The sequence below is a fragment of the Megasphaera stantonii genome (assembly GCF_025567065.1).
GTDB lineage: Bacteria > Bacillota > Negativicutes > Veillonellales > Megasphaeraceae > Megasphaera > Megasphaera stantonii.
Window position 1 is genome coordinate 74727 of sequence record NZ_JAOQKD010000006.1, and the last position, 16634, is coordinate 91360.

The 16634-nt window shown below is 53.9% G+C and carries 18 protein-coding genes; 17 read left to right on the top strand and 1 reads right to left on the bottom strand.

Going from position 1 to position 16634, the window contains the following annotated elements; all coding sequences use genetic code 11:
* Positions 1-3 precede the first annotated feature (3 nt).
* From OCV58_RS05265 to OCV58_RS05325, 13 genes are all read left to right on the top strand, one after another.
* Entirely contained in the window at positions 4-420 is a 417-nt protein-coding gene (locus tag OCV58_RS05265; RefSeq protein WP_154877164.1) for a RuvC family protein, read from the top strand.
* Position 421: 1 nt separating this feature from the next.
* Complete coding sequence (locus OCV58_RS05270) at positions 422-1261, top strand: YitT family protein (protein WP_154877165.1); 840 nt, start codon at positions 422-424, stop codon at positions 1259-1261.
* Between the two features lie 188 nt (positions 1262-1449).
* The gene (locus OCV58_RS05275) at positions 1450-1680 is read left to right on the top strand and encodes a YdbC family protein (RefSeq protein WP_087477712.1); all 231 of its coding nucleotides are present in this window, start codon (positions 1450-1452) and stop codon (positions 1678-1680) included.
* Between the two features lie 154 nt (positions 1681-1834).
* Complete coding sequence (fapR, locus tag OCV58_RS05280; protein WP_087477713.1) at positions 1835-2377, top strand: transcription factor FapR; 543 nt, start codon at positions 1835-1837, stop codon at positions 2375-2377.
* 12 nt (positions 2378-2389) lie between these two features.
* Positions 2390-3415, top strand: coding sequence for a phosphate acyltransferase PlsX (gene plsX, locus OCV58_RS05285; protein ID WP_107195649.1), 1026 nt, complete (start codon positions 2390-2392; stop codon positions 3413-3415).
* A complete protein-coding gene (locus tag OCV58_RS05290) occupies positions 3399-4400 on the top strand; it encodes a beta-ketoacyl-ACP synthase III (protein WP_087477715.1) in 1002 nt (333 codons plus the stop codon). Before plsX ends, OCV58_RS05290 begins: the two co-directional genes overlap by 17 nt.
* A gap of 18 nt (positions 4401-4418) precedes the next feature.
* Positions 4419-5360 (top strand): ACP S-malonyltransferase, encoded by a 942-nt coding sequence (gene fabD / locus OCV58_RS05295; RefSeq protein WP_087477716.1) that lies wholly within the window; start codon positions 4419-4421, stop codon positions 5358-5360.
* Between the two features lies 1 nt (position 5361).
* Positions 5362-6105 carry a 3-oxoacyl-[acyl-carrier-protein] reductase gene (fabG, locus tag OCV58_RS05300; RefSeq protein ID WP_154877166.1) on the top strand — a complete coding sequence of 248 codons (744 nt, stop codon included), beginning with the start codon at positions 5362-5364 and terminating at the stop codon, positions 6103-6105.
* A 34-nt stretch (positions 6106-6139) separates the two neighbouring features.
* Positions 6140-6385 carry an acyl carrier protein gene (locus OCV58_RS05305; RefSeq protein WP_059076793.1) on the top strand — a complete coding sequence of 82 codons (246 nt, stop codon included), beginning with the start codon at positions 6140-6142 and terminating at the stop codon, positions 6383-6385.
* Between the two features lie 70 nt (positions 6386-6455).
* Entirely contained in the window at positions 6456-7412 is a 957-nt protein-coding gene (locus tag OCV58_RS05310; RefSeq protein WP_198643463.1) for an NAD(P)H-dependent flavin oxidoreductase, read from the top strand.
* A gap of 35 nt (positions 7413-7447) precedes the next feature.
* Positions 7448-8701, top strand: a complete 1254-nt coding sequence (gene fabF / locus OCV58_RS05315; RefSeq protein ID WP_087477719.1) for a beta-ketoacyl-ACP synthase II — start codon at positions 7448-7450, stop codon at positions 8699-8701.
* Positions 8702-8746: 45 nt separating this feature from the next.
* The gene (rnc, locus tag OCV58_RS05320) at positions 8747-9457 is read left to right on the top strand and encodes a ribonuclease III (protein WP_087477720.1); all 711 of its coding nucleotides are present in this window, start codon (positions 8747-8749) and stop codon (positions 9455-9457) included.
* Between the two features lie 45 nt (positions 9458-9502).
* Positions 9503-10567 (top strand): elongator complex protein 3, encoded by a 1065-nt coding sequence (locus tag OCV58_RS05325; RefSeq protein WP_154877167.1) that lies wholly within the window; start codon positions 9503-9505, stop codon positions 10565-10567.
* Between the two features lie 85 nt (positions 10568-10652).
* On the opposite strand, the gene OCV58_RS05330 is transcribed toward OCV58_RS05325, so the two are convergent.
* Positions 10653-11468 carry an EFR1 family ferrodoxin gene (locus OCV58_RS05330; RefSeq protein ID WP_154877168.1) on the bottom strand — a complete coding sequence of 272 codons (816 nt, stop codon included), beginning with the start codon at positions 11466-11468 and terminating at the stop codon, positions 10653-10655.
* A 287-nt stretch (positions 11469-11755) separates the two neighbouring features.
* On the opposite strand from OCV58_RS05330, the gene OCV58_RS05335 reads away from it, so the two are divergent.
* From OCV58_RS05335 to OCV58_RS05350, 4 genes are all read left to right on the top strand, one after another.
* Positions 11756-13132 carry a pyruvate carboxylase subunit B gene (locus tag OCV58_RS05335; RefSeq protein ID WP_154877169.1) on the top strand — a complete coding sequence of 459 codons (1377 nt, stop codon included), beginning with the start codon at positions 11756-11758 and terminating at the stop codon, positions 13130-13132.
* 301 nt (positions 13133-13433) lie between these two features.
* Positions 13434-14618, top strand: a complete 1185-nt coding sequence (locus OCV58_RS05340) for a trans-sulfuration enzyme family protein (protein ID WP_154877170.1) — start codon at positions 13434-13436, stop codon at positions 14616-14618.
* A gap of 20 nt (positions 14619-14638) precedes the next feature.
* The gene (gene nhaC, locus OCV58_RS05345; protein WP_154877171.1) at positions 14639-16042 is read left to right on the top strand and encodes a Na+/H+ antiporter NhaC; all 1404 of its coding nucleotides are present in this window, start codon (positions 14639-14641) and stop codon (positions 16040-16042) included.
* A 139-nt stretch (positions 16043-16181) separates the two neighbouring features.
* Positions 16182-16583 (top strand): (deoxy)nucleoside triphosphate pyrophosphohydrolase, encoded by a 402-nt coding sequence (locus OCV58_RS05350; protein WP_154877172.1) that lies wholly within the window; start codon positions 16182-16184, stop codon positions 16581-16583.
* Positions 16584-16634 lie beyond the last annotated feature (51 nt).

Below are 16634 nucleotides of genomic sequence, written 5' to 3' on the forward strand. Positions count from 1 at the left end.
CGAATGATAGCTGCAATCGATCCGGGCTCGGAAAAGACGGGCGTCGCCGTGCTGGGCGGCGACGGGAGCCTGGCGGAGAAAAAAATTATCCCGACGGGAGAACTGGAAGCGTATCTGACTGAGGCGTATGGGCAGTATGGCTTTACCCATATCGTCATGGGCGACGGAACTAACCACAAGCGTCTGCAGCCCGTCGCCGAGCAGTGGATACGGCGGCAGGCCCCTGCCGTGACCTTTTCTCTCGTCGACGAGAAAAACACGACTGTCGAAGGCCGGGCTATGTATTTCAAGTATACGCCCCGCCGGGGATGGCGGCGCTTCGTGCCGCTGTCGCTGCAGTATCCGCCCGAACCGGTCGACGATTTCGTGGCCTGGATCATCGGTCTCCGTTACATTCATAGGCAAGGGGGAATAGAATGATATGACAGGATATGCATTCCGCGCCGTTGGATTAGCCCTCGGCGCTTTTATATACACCGTCGGCTTGGATATTTTTCTGGTGCCCAATCACGTCATCGACGGCGGCGTCGTCGGCCTGGCCCTGATGGCGGCCGAACTGACCGGCGTCAGCTTCAGCGTGTTTATCGTCGCGCTGAACGTTCCCTTTTTCATCATCGGCTATAAGAAAATCGGCGTCGTATTTACGATACAATCCTTATTTTCCGTACTCTGCCTGTCCGGGTGGAGCAAGTTCATTCACCATACGCCGGTGACGACGGACCCCTTTTTGTCGACTATTTACGGCGGCATTATCATCGGCCTCGGCGTAGGCCTGATTATCCGCTGGGGCGGCTCCCTCGACGGTACGGAAATACTGGCGATTATTGCCGACAAAAAAACGCCCTTTTCCGTAGGCGAAATCATCATGTTCTTCAATCTGTTCATCTTAGGAAGCTCGGGCTTCGTCTTTTCCTGGGACAGCGCTATGTACTCCCTGGTAGCCTATTTCATCGCTTATAAGATGATCGATATCGTGACGAACGGCCTCGACGAAATGAAGGGGCTGCTCATCGTGACGTCGCGGTACGACGAAATGGCCCGCTGCATGACCCAGGATATGGGCCGCGCTGTGACGCTGCTCAACGGCGAAGGGGCTTACAAGAGGGAAACGACGAAGATATTGTACTGCGTCGTGTCGCGTCTGGAAATGACGAAGGTGAAGGACGCCGTCCGCAAGATCGACCCCAATTCCTTCGTATCTATTTTTGATATCAGCGAAGCCCACGGCGGCCTGTTCAAACGGCGGACACCCCATCATTAAGGGCGGCGCCGGTATATCAATCTGACATAACAAAGAAATAGTTATGCAAAACGATTGTGATATGGAATAACTCATTGTATACTAATAATTGACAGATGCGTTAAATTTGCTATTATAGTAGCTGATGTTTGTTTTTTGTAAACAAAAGTAATCAGAGACATGAAGTTTTGTCTTTAGGAGGGTATACAATGGCACAATTGAATTTTAACATTGAAGACGTATGCGGTACGTTGTCGGAAAATAAAGACGGCTGGCGCAAGGAGCTGACTTATATCAGCTGGAACAACCGCGCGCCGAAATTCGACCTTCGCTCGTGGGATCCGGACTACCAGGCCATGACGAAAGGCATTACGCTGACGAAGGAAGAATTGGAAAAACTGCGCGACGTTTTGAACGAATTGGATTTTGATAAATACTAAAAAGGAGTGAAGAGTATGCTTTCGACAGTTCCATTATATGAATGCTGAGAAAGCATACTTTTTGTTTTGGCTTGCAAATCTTCAGGAAACATTATATAATCTCTAGTTGTATGTACTATTAGTACTTGGTCATAAATTGCTTAAAGGTGATGAAATGGTTCGTATAGCAAGAGATAAGCGGCATGCCCTGCTGCGCAAGCGAATAGAAGAAGACCCCTTCGTGAACGACGAAGAACTGGCGGAGGAATTTTCCGTCAGCGTAGCTACTATCCGCTTGGACCGCATGGCGTTGGGGATTCCGGAAATGCGCATCCGCATCAAGCAGAAGGCGGAAGCGGCCCAGCCCCGGCAGAAGAATGCAGGCTTTGTAGGCGAACTCGTGGAATGCACCGTTGGACAGAGCGCGATTTCCATTATGACAGCGACGGAAGATATGGTCGATGAAGCGCATATCGTGCGCTCCCAATGCTTGTATGCTCAGGCCAATTCGCTGGCCCAGGCCGTGCTGCACCTGCCTGTGGCCATTACGGCCGTAGCTAATATCAAATACAAACAGCCTGTTACTGTAGGCGACAAGCTCGTCGCCGTAGCAGAAGTGATTCGCCGCCGCGATCAGAAATACTATGTATGGGTGAAAATACGGAAAAATGCGAAGGAAGTATTTCGCACAAAGTTTATCATAGAATCTTTGGAATGATGGAGCGTAAGTATGAAAATAGCTGTAGACGCTATGGGCGGCGATTATGCACCGGAAGAAGTGGTGCTGGGCGCGATTGAGGCTGTCAAATCGTATAGCCTGGACGTCGTCTTAGTAGGGGATACTAATAAAATAAAAGAAGTATTAAACCGGTACGGCGCGAAGGACAATTCGCATTTGTCCATCGTTCACGCCAGCCAGGTCATCGATATGGGAGAACATCCGGCTCAGGCAATCCGCAAAAAGAAGGACGCGTCGATTGTCGTGGCGACGCAGCTGGTAAAGGACGGCGCCTGCGACGCCGTCGTAGCTCCCGGCAGTACAGGAGCCGCCGTTACGGCAGCTCTCCTGGGATTGGGCCGCATTAAGGGCATTGAACGGCCCTGCATTGCGACGCCGATTCCTTCGAAGAAGGGCATTACCGTCCTTCTCGATTCGGGCGCAAACGCCAACAGCAAACCGAAGCACTTGGTGGAAGGAGCCATTATGGGCTCGCACTATGCGAAATACATTTTGGGCGTAGACAAGCCCACCGTCGGCCTGCTGAATATCGGCGAGGAAGCGTCGAAGGGGAACGAGTTGGCCCAGGCGACGTATCCGCTGCTGGAAAAACTGAAGACCATTTCCTTTTACGGCAACGTAGAAGGCCGTGATATTCCGAAAGGGACGGTCGACGTCGTCGTCTGCGACGGCTTCGTAGGCAACGTCATTTTGAAATTTGGCGAAGGCATGGCCATGTTTATCATCCGCTTGGTGAAGGATACGATCAAGAGCAGCGGATTTATTGCTAAATTAGGAGCTCTGGCCGTATATCCGGCCCTCCGAACCTTAAAAAAACGTCTTGACTTCACAGAGTACGGCGGCGCGCCTCTTCTCGGCGTAGACGGAAGCTTTATTATCTGCCATGGAAGCTCTAAAGCCAAGGCGATCAAAAACGCCATCCGCGTAGCGGGAGAATTGGCGCAGCAGGACGTAGTAGGCCATATTCGCAAAAGTATAGAGGAAGAAGAGGTAGAACAGTATGATAGTGAAAACTAATCCGGCCGGCATATTGGGGACAGGCCATTACGTTCCCGATAGAGTCGTGACGAATGCCGATTTAGAAAAAATCGTAGACACGTCAGACGAATGGATTCGGGAGCGGACGGGTATCCGCGAACGGCACTTTGCGCCGGAAGGCGTCAACACGTCCGATATGTGTACTATCGCCGCCAGGCAGGCCATGGAAATGGCCGGCATCACGGCGGAACAGCTGGATATGATTATCGTCTGCACGCTGACGCCGGATATGACGATTCCGTCGACGGCCTGCATCGTGCAGAAGAACCTCGGCGCCGTCAACGCCGCCGTTTTCGACTTGTACGCCGCCTGCTCGGGCTTTGCCTACGGAGCGATTACGGCGTCCCAGTACATTGAAAGCGGCATGTGCAAGTACGTCCTGGTCATCGGCGCGGAAATCCTCAGCCGTTTTATGGATATGACGGACCGCAACACCTGCGTATTGTTCGGCGACGGGGCCGGCGCGGCCGTATTAGGCCCTGTAGAACAGGGCTACGGCATTTTAGGCGCCGACATGGGGGCCGACGGTAACGGCGGCCAATACCTGAATATCCCGTCCAGCGGTGTCGCTATCCTGCCGACGGACGAAGCGCGGGAAAAGCACTTGACGTATATCAAGATGGACGGCAAGGAAGTGTACAAGTTTGCCGTCAAGGTCATGGGAAAAACGGCGGAAAAGGCCTTGGAACGGGCCGGCTTGTCTCATGAAGACATAGACCTTCTCGTGCCTCATCAGGCCAATATCCGCATCATTACGTCGGCAGCCAAGCGGCTTCACCTGCCGATGGAAAAGGTGTTTGTCAACATAGATAAATATGCCAATACGTCAGGAGCATCCATTCCCATCGCCCTTGACGAAGCGAACCGCCAGGGACTCATGAAACACGGCGACATCGTCGTGCTGGCAGGGTTCGGCGCCGGTCTTACGTGGGCCGGATTGGCAATGAAATGGTATGCGAAATAAGGACGACGAGGTGATAATATGAAAAAAGCATTTGTATTCCCCGGACAGGGCGCGCAGAAAGTCGGCATGGTCAAGGATTTATACGAATCGTACGCCGTCGTGCGGCAGCTTTTCGAAGAAGCCGACGACGCATTAGGATTTTCTTTGACGAAGCTGTGCTTTGAAGGCCCCGATGAAGAATTGATGAAGACTTATAATACACAGCCGGCGATCCTGACGGCCAGCACGGCCTGCTGCCGCGTATTGGAACAGGAAGGCGTGACGCCGGACATCGCCGCAGGCCATAGCTTGGGCGAATATTCGGCTCTCGTAGCGGCCGGCGCCCTTTCCTTTGCCGACGCCGTGCGGACTGTACGGCTCCGCGGCCAGTTCATGCAGGAAGCCGTGCCCCTGGGAGAAGGAAGCATGGCGGCTATCATGGGCTTAGCTGAAGATAAGATTAAGGACATCTGCGCCCATATTTCCGAACAGGGCGGCGTAGTACAGGCCGTTAACTTCAACTGCCCAGGCCAGATCGTCATCGCCGGCAGCACGAAGGCCGTCGAAACGGCTGTAGACGAATTGAAAGCGGCCGGAGCGAAGCGGGCAGTCCTCCTCCACGTCAGCGCGCCCTTCCACAGCACGCTCATGGAGCCGGCGGCGAAACGCTTGGCAGAAGTGCTTGACACGATTACGATTTCCGATGCCAAGATTCCCGTCGTCGCCAACGTAAACGGCCAGATCGAAACGGCTGCGGCCGATATTAAGGCTTCCCTGGTCAAGCAGGCGGCCAGCCCCGTGCTCTGGATCGACTGCACGAAGACCATGCAGGCCTTCGGTGCCGAAGCCTTCGTAGAAGTCGGCCCCGGCAAGACGCTCTGCGGCTTTAACCGCAAGATCGACCGGGCGATTCACAGCGAAAACGTAGAAGATATACCTTCCTTACAGAAAACACTTGAATTTTTCCAGGGGGTTAGATAAAATGCTCTTAACAGATAAAACTGCCGTCGTTACGGGCGGTTCCCGCGGTATCGGCCGGGCTATTGCCGTCTCCCTTGCGGCAGAAGGCGCAAAGGTAGCCGTTATATACGCCGGCAATGCGGCGGCAGCTGAAGAAACGCTGTCCCTCATCAAAGAACAAGGCGGCGAAGCCGTCGCAATGCAGTGCGACGTCGCCGACGACGCGGCCGTTTCCGATATGATAAACGCTGTAAAGGAACAGTTCGGCTCCGTCGACATCTTGGTCAACAACGCCGGCATTACCCGCGACGGCCTCCTCATGCGCATGAAGGAAGGCGACTGGCAGGCCGTGCTGGATACGAACCTGACGGGCGTGTTCCATTGCACGAAGGCCGTAACGAAGCTGATGATGAAGCAGCGCAGCGGCGCAATCATCAATATTACGTCCGTCGTCGGACAGACGGGCAACGCCGGCCAGGCGAACTACGCGGCAGCAAAAGCCGGCATGATCGGTTTTACAAAATCCGTAGCCAAGGAACTGGCTTCGCGGGGCATCCGCGTCAACGCCGTAGCTCCGGGCTGCATCGATACGGATATGACGGCGGTATTGAGCGCCGCCGTAAAAGAAGACATGCTCAAATCGATTCCCCTGGGCCGCGTCGCCCAGCCGGAAGAAGTGGCGAAGGCCGTCGTGTTCCTCGCCTCTGACAACGCAAGCTATATTACCGGCCAAGTCTTGAACGTAGACGGCGGCATGGTAATGTAAGACATATATTCCACTGAAAGGGGGTGAATTGGAAATGAGCGAAGAAGCTACTTTTGAAAAAGTAAAGAGCATCGTTGTTGAACAGCTCGGCGTTGACGAAAAAGAAGTCAAAATGGACGCTGCTTACATCGATGATTTGGGCGCTGATTCCTTGGATATCGTTGAATTGATCATGGCTTTCGAAGAAGAATTCAACATCGAAATCCCTGATGATGTTGCGGAAAAAATCAAAACTGTCAAAGATACAGTTGATTACATCGAAAAGGAAAAGAAAGCGTAAGTACGCAATAGGGCCGGATGGGGAAGCCGTGGCGCTTCCCCTGATGGTGTCTTGATTGGAGGAAAACAGAGTGAAGCTGCCAGAATTAAGAATAGGTAAGCTCGTAGCAAAGGTGCCAATCGTCCAGGGCGGCATGGCAATTCGATTGTCCACAGCCCGATTGGCCGCAGCAGTAGCCAACGAAGGCGGTATTGGCCTTATTGCGGCTTCTGGCATGCCCTTTGATGAATTAAGGTATGAAATACGCTTAGCCAGAAAACTGGCTCCAACTGGAATCATAGGCATAAACGTAATGGTCGCGGCCCGCGAATTCAAAGGCATCGTGACCACTGCAATTGAAGAAGGAATAGACCTGGTTGTAGCAGGAGCAGGCTTTTCCCGGGACATGTTCGCCTGGGGAAAAGACAGCGGTACGCCTATTGTGCCCATCGTATCTTCTGCTAAACTAGCTAAAATATCCCAAACCCTGGGTGCTGCTGCCGTCGTCGTAGAGGGGGCAGAAGCAGGCGGGCATCTGGGAACCAACCGCTCGAGCCGGCTCATCGTGCCGGAAGTGCGGAAAGCCGTCGATATTCCCGTCATCGGCGCAGGCGGCGTTCTTCACGGAGAAGACATTGCCGAAATGCTGCGCTTAGGCGCCGACGGCGTTCAGATGGGAAGCCGGTTTGCCGCCAGCGTGGAATCCAACGGCGCTGACGAATTGAAAAAGGTATATCTGCGGGCCAACAGCCCTGAAGATTTTATATTGGTGCATAGTCCAGTCGGCCTTCCGGGGCAGGCAATCCGGACGCCCTTTTCCGAACGAATTCTTCTCGGTACGGCGCCGGCGCCGGATCACTGCGATCAGTGCCTGAAAAAATGCAGCCATAAGTACTGCATTATCCGCGCCCTCACGAGAGCGCAGCAAGGCGACGTCGAAACGGGCTTGGTGTTCTCCGGCAGGAGAATGCAGGAAATCCATGACATTCTGCCGGTAAAAGACATATTTGCATATCTTAAACGTGAAATGGATGAAATTCCCGATTGATTCACGGTTTGATTTTTGATGATGAGGTGAAAATATTGGAAAAACGTGTAGTGATTACAGGCGTCGGCGTCATTTCCCCCGTAGGCATGGGTAAGGATGAATTTTGGAACGCGCTGCTCAGCGGCAAAAATGGAATCGGTCCTATCACTCATTTTGACGCGACGGAATACGGCGCGCGCATTGCCGGCGAAGTCAAAGATTTTGACCCTGCTGCTTTCGGCATCGATAAGAAGGAAGCTCGCCACATGGATCCGTCTACGCAGTACGCCGTAGCGGCCGCTAAATTGGCGCTCGAAGATTCTAAGATGAATTTGGACGAAGAAGACCGCGACCGCATCGGCACGATCGTCGGCACGGGCATCGGCGGCATGGAAACTCTCCACAACCTGTACAAGGGCTTGTTTGCCAAGGGACCGTCCCGCGTCAACCCCTTCGTTGTACCGAAGATGATCGCCAACATGGCGTCCGGCCAGGTTTCCATTACCTTCGGCCTTAAAGGCCACTGCGCCAGCGTCGTAACGGCCTGCGCGACAGGCGCTAACTCCATCGGCGACGCCTTCCGCATGATTCAGCGCGGCGAACTCGACGCAGCCGTAGCCGGCGGTACGGAAGCTGCCGTATCTCCCGGCGCCGTAGCGGGCTTTGCCGCTATGAAGGCTTTGAGCACGCGCAACGACGACCCGGCTCATGCGTCCCGTCCTTTTGACAAAGACCGCGACGGCTTCGTCATGGGCGAAGGCGCAGGCATTGTCGTATTGGAAGAATTAGAACATGCTAAGAAGCGCGGCGCTCACATTTACTGCGAAATCAGCGGCTATGGCAGCAACGCCGACGCATACCATATCACGGCTCCCGGCCCGGAAGGCATCCAGCAGTCCAAATGCATAGAGTTGGCGATTAAAGATGCCGGCCTCCTGCCGAACGACGTCGATTACGTCAACGCTCACGGCACGTCGACGCACTTGAACGACTTGAACGAAACGAAGGCCGTTTCCCGCGTATTCGGCGATCATGCCAAAGATCTCCTCATGAGCTCGACGAAGTCCATGACGGGCCATCTCCTCGGCGCAGCCGGCGCCGTAGAAGCCATCGTCTGCGCCCTGACGATTGAAACGGGCAAGGTACATCCGACGATCAACTTGGCGGAAATCGACGACGAACTGAAAGAATTCGGCTTGAATTACGTGCCGAATGAAGCCGTAGACGCCGATGTCAACGTGGCGATTTCCAACTCCTTCGGGTTCGGCGGCCACAACGCGACGCTGTTGTTCAGAAAATACGTAGACTAAGCGTCGATATGCGAAATACAAAATAGATTAGAGAAGATCATGTGAATGGATACAGGTAGAAAAAAGCAGTTAGAAAAATTCATTGACGTTTTAGGACTTTCCTCTTTTCATAATCTGTTGATTTTGGACCAGGCTCTGACACACTCATCCTATGCCAATGAAAATAAGGCAAAACACGGTTATTACAATGAACGGCTGGAATTTTTGGGAGATGCGATTCTCGACTTGGTAGTCGGCGAATATCTTTTCCTGCAATATCCCCACATGCCGGAAGGCGAATTATCGAAAGCGCGGGCCAGCGTCGTCAGCGAAGCGCCGCTGGCTGCCGTATGCGCGACCTTCGACATGGGGGACTACATTCTTCTGGGAAAAGGAGAATTGGCGTCGGGCGGCCGCAAGCGGGCCAGCATACTGGCAGATGCGTTTGAAGCCGTCGTCGGCGCTATTTACATTGATTCGTCTTATGAAGAAGCGCGCAAATTTATTCTGCATCAGTTAAAAGATTATTTATCCCTCGTTGCCAGCGGCGATTACGGAAAAGATTACAAGACGCTGTTCCAGGAATTTGTCCAGCGCGACGGCGAGCAGAAAATCACGTACGTTCTGCGCCGGGAAGAAGGCCCCGACCACGACAAGACCTTTTACATGGAGGTCATCGTAGCCGGCAAGGTTCTCGGCGAAGGCTCCGGTAAGACCAAAAAGGATGCGGAACAGCATGCCGCTCACGAAGCTCTGAAACGATTACATGCAATATAGAAAGGATGCGGCTCAGCCCATCCTTTTTTTGTTTGAGGTAGTGTGATGAAAACATCGATTATTCCTATCTTTATTCCGCATATCGGCTGTCCCTACCGCTGCGTGTTCTGCAACCAGTGGCGCATTACGGGGCGGCGCGGCGTACCCGACGGCAATGCCGTGGCCCGGACGATTAAAGAATACGTGACGAGCGCGGCTGAAGAAAGGCATTGGGAGGTCGCTTTTTACGGCGGCAGCTTTACGGCCATTCCGGCGGCCTTGCAGGAGGAACTGCTGACTCCGGCTCGTGAAGCCCTGCAGGAGGGGCGCATACAGGCGATTCGCTGCTCGACGCGGCCTGACTGTATTGACGAGGAAATATTGTCTCGTTTGAAGCGGTACGGCCTGTCCACTGTTGAATTAGGCGTTCAGTCTATGGACGACGCCGTATTGGCCAAGGCCAAGCGGGGGCATACGGCACAGGACGTCGCGGCGGCGACGGCGCTGCTGCGGGAGCACAGCTTTACCGTCGGACATCAGCTCATGCCGGGCCTGCCCGGCGAGGATTGGGGCAGCCTGCGGGACACGACGGCGGCGATTTGCCGCTTACGGCCCGACATAGCCCGCATCTATCCCGTCGTCGTCCTTGCCGATACGGAGCTGGCCGACATGTATCGGCAGGGGGACTATACGCCCTTGTCCGTTCACGAAGGGGTTCTGCGGGCCGCTTACATGAAGCAGGCCTTTGTCGAAGCGGGCATCCAGTGCATCCGCACGGGCTTGCAGGCGACGGAAGATTTGGACGACCCGGCCCAGGTACTGGCAGGTGCGTATGCGCCGGCTATGGGCGAAATGGTCGATACGCGGCGGTATTGCCGTCAGCTGTTTGCCGTCCTGGACTGTCTGGGAGATACGGGCCAGGTCGTCGTAGCATATAATCGCCGCGATACGTCGCGCGTGCGGGGATATAAAAATACTACTGTCAAAAAGGGGAGGAACCGCTATTCCTTTGCCATACAATGGAAGGAATCGGACGCCTTACCGCCAGGCGTTGTAGCCGTTTCCGCCGGAGGGCGGAAGATATACATCGAAGCGGATACCGGCAGGGTTAAAGAAGGCAGTGTAATCTGAAGGGCCTGGAGAATAAAAAATACCGATATGCAATAGGCAGGCAAGCCTTGCATATCGGTATTTTTACGCCGCTGAAAAGATAGTGTTAGATGAACGTTTCCGGTTCAGCACGGCGGGCGTACGTTTCTTCCAACTGTTTCTTGTGGAACAAATACGTTTCGTCGTCGTAATAGCGCGCGCCGACGGGACAGGCCTTGACGCAGGCGCAGCATTTGACGCAGAACGTCGTGTACGTATGGCAGTCCGGCGCGATGGAGCCGAGAGGACAGACGCTGACGCAGACGCCGCAGTTGGTACAGGCGTCGCTGACCTTCGGGAAGACCTTGGTAATGGTCTTATGAGAGCCGTCGGCTTTCTGCGGTACCATGTACGGCCGATAGGGGACGTTGCCCTTGACCGGCACGGGCGTGCGGTATCTGTCGTTGGAAATCGTGCTGGCTACGACCTGGGCGAAGCTGCGGGCCTTGTTGAGGTCCTGGCTGTCGGGACGGCCCTGGCCGAGGGTGCGGGAGAAGGAATGCTCGCCGATGAATGCGCCGCCGGCGACGGTGTGGATGTGGGCCTTTTCCATGATATCGCGGAGTTCGATGAGGGCGTCGTCGTAGTTGCGGTTGCCGTATACGACGATGGGAATGCCCATGGAGCCGTTTCCTTCTGTCTGCGTCAGGTATTTCAGCATGAAGTTGGGAACGCGGCCGGCGTAGACCGGCATACCGAGGATGACCAATGAGCCTTCAGGAAATACAAGCGGTTCCGTTCGTTCGCCTGGCAGGGTAAAGCTGCGGCTTTCGTGGGGAATGCCCAGCGTGCGGCTCAGCTCCTGGGCAATGGTCTCGCAGACGGTCTTCGTTGTGTTCGTCGGGCTGAAATAGGCGGTAATGATACGTGCGCATGTTGTCATAATAAAACCCCTTTCGCTGTGAGTATGGATAATGGCAGTTGGAATAACACCCCTGTCGACGCCATGATTGTATAGTATAAGTGTACCACATTATGAGAATAAATACAGCCGTATACTGGCAGGAGAATGACTTTTTTAGATTGCCGCCGAAGAAATTTTTCTGATTTTCTTGGTAAAATATGGTATAATAAAAAGTAATTGCAATTATAATTATATGCTAAGTTGCATACGCACAGGCTTGAAACAAGCCGATACTACATAGAGATTACTAAACGGAGGATAGTGATATGGCTAGAGTAAAAATAACGGAAACGGTACTGCGGGACGGTCATCAGTCCATCGCGGCGACGCGCATGCGCCTGAGCCAGATGCAGCCCGTATTGGAAGCGATGGACGAAGTAGGGTACGGCGCCTTGGAATGCTGGGGCGGCGCGACCTTCGATACGTGCATGCGCTTTTTGGACGAAGACCCGTGGGAACGGCTGCGGACGATTAAGAAATACGTCAAAAAGACGCCCCTGCAAATGCTGCTCCGCGGCCAGAATATCTTAGGATACCGCCATTACGCCGACGACGTCGTGTATGAATTTGTTAACAGAGCTGTAGACAATGGCATCGACATTATCCGCGTCTTCGACGCCCTCAACGATTCCCGCAACATGGAATCAGCCATCCGGGCTGCGAAGGATACGAAGTCTGTCCACGTTCAGGGCGCTATCGTCTATACGATCAGCCCGATTCACACCATGGAATCCTTTACAAAAGGCGCTCTGGAGCTGCAGCGCATGGGCGTCGACTCCCTGTGCATCAAGGACATGTCGGGGCTGTTGTCCCCCTATGACGCGTACAATCTCGTGCGCATGCTGAAAAAGCACTTGTCCATACCGATCGAGCTGCACACGCACTGCACCTGCGGCTTCGGCGAAATGACCTACATGAAGGCTATCGAAGCCGGCGTAGATATTATCGACACGGCCTTGTCGCCCTTTGGCGAAGTGACGAGCCAGCCGCCGACAGAATCGGTCGTCATGTCCCTGAAGAACACGATTTACGATACGGGCATTGACGTCGAACGGCTCTGGCCCTTGACGGAGCACTTCAAACAGGTCCGCAAGGAGCTGGCTGACGAATTCAACCTGACTATGCCCAGCCAGATCAATCCGGCTGTCCGCAAGTACCAGATTCCCGGCGGCATGCTGACGAACCTGTACAACCAGCTGAAAGGGCAGGGCGCAGAAGACCGCTTTGACGAAGTGCTGGCGGAAATGCCGAACGTGCGCCGCGATTTGGGCTATCCGCCCCTCGTGACGCCGACGAGCCAGATTACCGGCTCGGCCGCTGCGCTCAATGTCCTGTACGGCCGCTATAAGATCGTGACCAACGAAGTGCGGGACATCGTCCGCGGCAAGTACGGCCGCGTTCCCGGTGAAATCACGGAAGAATTCCGCAAGATGTGCATCGGCGACGAACCGGTCATCAGCCACCGTCCGGCCGACGATTTGGAGCCGGAGCTGGAAAAGGCCAAGAAGGCCCTGGCCGACGAAGGTTTCCCCGACGCTACGCCGGAAGACGTCTTAGGCTACGCCATCTTCCCGGAAGTAGCCCTGCCGTTCTTCAAAAAACGCCGCGACATGCAAAAGCGCAGCACTGCGGCGCAGGGATAATTACATATGCTAGTAAACACCTGACGAGCTGTTTGTCAGGTGTTTTTTATATGCCTCACTGCAAAGGTTATTGCCTAGTATAACCTTGGATCCTTTCCTTTTGCCGTGTGCACGGAATAGAAACAATTTCCGTCCCTTTGTCCGACTCTGTTGTCCTTCTGGCATAGATAGCATCACATTTTCCTGTATTTTTTTGCCGAAATATATTGACATTATGCTCTACTTCAATGGTATGATACGGTCATAGCAAAGAGTACAGTCATTACAGGTGTATATCAACTAGTTGTCAGGAGGAATTTACATGGAACGAAACATGAACAGAGGCACGGAAATTATCATGCAGGGAGCGGAAGTAAAAGGGACGCTGAGTACGCCGGAAGTCCTGCCCATTTACTTGACGACGGCTTTCCGCGGCGGAGCCGACTTGGACGAATTAAACGAATACTACGCTGTCAAAGGCTACACATATAACCGCATCAGGAACCCGAACCGCAATGCCTTGGCCGAACTGGTCAGCTATCTGGAAGGCGGCGAAGCGTCCATGATCTGCAGCTCCGGCATGGGAGCGATTACGACGACGCTCCTGTCCCTGGCTGACGCCGGCGACCATATCCTGGCCAACAGCAATTTGTACGGCGAAACGCTGGAAATTCTGGACGTCATCAAGCGGTACGGCATCGAATCGACGTGCGTCGACTTCACGGATGTAGACGCCGTTCGAAAGGCCGTGCAGGCGAATACGAAAATCATCTATACGGAAGTCATTTCCAATCCGACCATGGCCGTCGTAGACGTAGAGGCCGTGGCCCGCATCGCCCACGACTGCGGCGCTAAGCTCGTCGTAGACAATACGTTTACGACGTCGACGGTCATCAAGCCCATCGATTTCGGCGCAGACGTGACGATCAACAGCCTGACCAAATTTATGAACGGTCACAGCGACATCGTCGGCGGCTCGGCTACGGCGTCGAAGGATATCGTCGACAAGGCTTGCAAGCTGCAGGCCCTCCTGGGATGCACTCTCGACCCGTTTTCGTCCTATTTATGCGAACGGAGCCTGCGGACCCTCGACCTGCGCATGGAACGGCAGCTGAAAAACGCCGAAGCCCTGGCGAAAGCCCTTGACGAGCATCCCCGCGTGCTGAAGGTCAACCATCCCAGCCTGCCGACTCATCCCCAGCATGACATTGCCAAGCGCTTGTTTGCCAAGGGATACGGCGCCATGCTCAGCTTTGAAATGCCCGAAGACCGGGAAAAAATCAACGCCTTCATGCGCCGCCTGCACATCGCCAAATACGCCATGACCTTGGGCGGCTATGCGACGACCCTGTCCTATCCCATCTTGTCGTCCCATGCGTCCGTTCCCAGGGACATACGCCTGAAAATGGGCATTACAGACGGCTTGATGCGCGTGTCCGTCGGCCTAGAAGACGCCCAGGATTTGATTGCCGACTTTACCCAGGCGCTGAGCGTTTTTGAAGAATAAGGCGGCGAGGAGGAATCATTATGTCAACGTATCGAAATATGACCGTCGGCTTGGCCCTCATTCCCATCATCACGCTGATTATCAGCTTAGTCATCGCGCTGAATTTTCTGGGCGCAGGCCCCCATATCCCTCTGGTCTTTTCGACGGCCATTGCCTGTCTCGTAGCCTTAAAGGCCGGGTACAAATGGGACGATATTGAAAAATTTATGCTCGAAACTATGTCCGACGGCCTGCAGGCCCTGGTCATCCTGCTCATCGTCGGGATCTTGATCGGCACATGGATTATATCGGGCGTCGTACCGACGATGATTTACTACGGACTGCTCATCATTTCGCCTACGGTATTTCTGGCTATGTCCTACGTCCTCACGTCTATCGTAGCCTTTGCCACGGGAAGCTCGTGGAGCACCGCCGGTACCGTCGGCATTGCCCTGGTCGGCATCGGCCAGGCCATGAATATCCCCTTGGAAATGGTCGCCGGGACCGTCGTTGCCGGAGCCTATTTCGGCGATAAGATGTCGCCCCTGTCCGATACGACCAACCTCGGTGCGGCTATCAGCGGGGCCCAGCTCTTCGAGCACATCAAGCACGTCGTCTATCCCCTCGTGCCCAGCTTTATCATCACCTTAGTCCTCTACGCCGTCTTGGGCTTTCAATACGGCGGCGCAAGCATTGACAACGAAGGCATCGACGCAATTTTGAACGGATTGTCCCGTATCTTCGTCATCAATCCCATCATGCTCATTCCGCCTCTCGTCGTCATCGTGTCGGTCATCAAGAAAATGCCGGCTATTCCCGGCCTGTTCATCAGCGCCTTTATTGCGGCCCTGCTGGCTATGGGCATACAAGGCGCCAGCCTGTCCGACGTCATCAGCGTGGCCTTTTCCGGCTACGAATCCCATTCCGGCTCGGAAGTCATCGACAGCCTGCTGAGCCGCGGCGGCATGGTCAGCATGGGCTCTATCATCGCCCTGGTCCTCGTAGCCATGGGCTTCGGCGGCATCATCCAGAAGTCGGGTATGCTGCCCCTGCTGCTGGATAAGGTTCTGACCATCGCCAAGGGCGTAGGCGGACTCATTTGCGCGACTGTGCTGACCGGCGTCATCGCCGAAATGCTCATGGGAAGCCAGTATCTGTCGGTCATCGTGACGGGCAGCATGTATAAGGACCGCTACGCCGAAAAGGGCCTGGCTCCGAAGAATCTGTCCCGCTGCGTTGTCAATTCCGGCTGCACCGTCAGTCCCCTCGTGCCGTGGAGCAACTGCGGCGCCTTCATGGCGGCGACGCTGGGCGTCGCAACCTTGTCCTATGCGCCCTTTGCCTTCTCGTGCTATTTGACGCCTATTATCTCCATTATTATCGGCTTTTTAGGATTTTCTATTGATAAGCTTCCTGCTGCCGATGGAAAAAAGATTGCAGAATAAAGTAAATGCATCTGCATGAAAAAACGCCAGTATATCTGATGTTGTAATAGGTACGCTGGCGTTTTGGCGTGTCGGCAGACATATGGGGCATTTTCGTATATAATATAATAAATGTGTAGCAAATGAGGGAAGCTGAATCATGAAACATTTAGAAGTCGTAGCAGCGATTTTGGAATATAAGGGCAAAATTCTTTGTATGAAACGGGGAATGGGAAAATATGATTATGTCAGCTTTAAATATGAATTTCCCGGAGGAAAAATAGAACCGGGAGAAGCAAAACACACTGCCATTGAACGGGAACTGCGGGAAGAGATGGACGTTCATGTTGCAGTAAAGGAAGAAGACTTGTACATGACCGTAAACCACATGTATCCCGATTTTTCTATTACTATGCATGCCTTTATGTGTCATTTAGACAAGCCCGATTTTATTCGCAAGGAACACGTCGATGCCAAGTGGTTGGCACCGGAAGATTTGCCCATGTTGGAGTGGGCTCCGGCTGATATGCCGATTGTAGAGAGATTGGCTGGGAAATTGTAGGACTTATAAGTACATACATGCATGACAGCGGAACGAATTTCGAGATATACT

What these genes read in the sequence shown, in the direction of transcription:
- OCV58_RS05290 (WP_087477715.1), top strand. Translation starts at nt 3,399, where the DNA reads ATGATAGTGAAAACTAATCCGGCCGGCATATTGGGGACAGGCCATTAC.
- OCV58_RS05325 (WP_154877167.1), top strand. Translation starts at nt 9,503, where the DNA reads ATGAAAACATCGATTATTCCTATCTTTATTCCGCATATCGGCTGTCCC.
- OCV58_RS05270 (WP_154877165.1), top strand. Translation starts at nt 422, where the DNA reads ATGACAGGATATGCATTCCGCGCCGTTGGATTAGCCCTCGGCGCTTTT.
- rnc (WP_087477720.1), top strand. Translation starts at nt 8,747, where the DNA reads ATGGATACAGGTAGAAAAAAGCAGTTAGAAAAATTCATTGACGTTTTA.
- OCV58_RS05335 (WP_154877169.1), top strand. Translation starts at nt 11,756, where the DNA reads ATGGCTAGAGTAAAAATAACGGAAACGGTACTGCGGGACGGTCATCAG.
- fapR (WP_087477713.1), top strand. Translation starts at nt 1,835, where the DNA reads ATGGTTCGTATAGCAAGAGATAAGCGGCATGCCCTGCTGCGCAAGCGA.
- plsX (WP_107195649.1), top strand. Translation starts at nt 2,390, where the DNA reads ATGAAAATAGCTGTAGACGCTATGGGCGGCGATTATGCACCGGAAGAA.
- OCV58_RS05340 (WP_154877170.1), top strand. Translation starts at nt 13,434, where the DNA reads ATGGAACGAAACATGAACAGAGGCACGGAAATTATCATGCAGGGAGCG.
- OCV58_RS05330 (WP_154877168.1), bottom strand. Translation starts at nt 11,468, where the DNA reads ATGACAACATGCGCACGTATCATTACCGCCTATTTCAGCCCGACGAAC.
- OCV58_RS05265 (WP_154877164.1), top strand. Translation starts at nt 4, where the DNA reads ATGATAGCTGCAATCGATCCGGGCTCGGAAAAGACGGGCGTCGCCGTG.
- nhaC (WP_154877171.1), top strand. Translation starts at nt 14,639, where the DNA reads ATGTCAACGTATCGAAATATGACCGTCGGCTTGGCCCTCATTCCCATC.
- OCV58_RS05275 (WP_087477712.1), top strand. Translation starts at nt 1,450, where the DNA reads ATGGCACAATTGAATTTTAACATTGAAGACGTATGCGGTACGTTGTCG.
- fabD (WP_087477716.1), top strand. Translation starts at nt 4,419, where the DNA reads ATGAAAAAAGCATTTGTATTCCCCGGACAGGGCGCGCAGAAAGTCGGC.
- OCV58_RS05350 (WP_154877172.1), top strand. Translation starts at nt 16,182, where the DNA reads ATGAAACATTTAGAAGTCGTAGCAGCGATTTTGGAATATAAGGGCAAA.
- OCV58_RS05305 (WP_059076793.1), top strand. Translation starts at nt 6,140, where the DNA reads ATGAGCGAAGAAGCTACTTTTGAAAAAGTAAAGAGCATCGTTGTTGAA.
- fabG (WP_154877166.1), top strand. Translation starts at nt 5,362, where the DNA reads ATGCTCTTAACAGATAAAACTGCCGTCGTTACGGGCGGTTCCCGCGGT.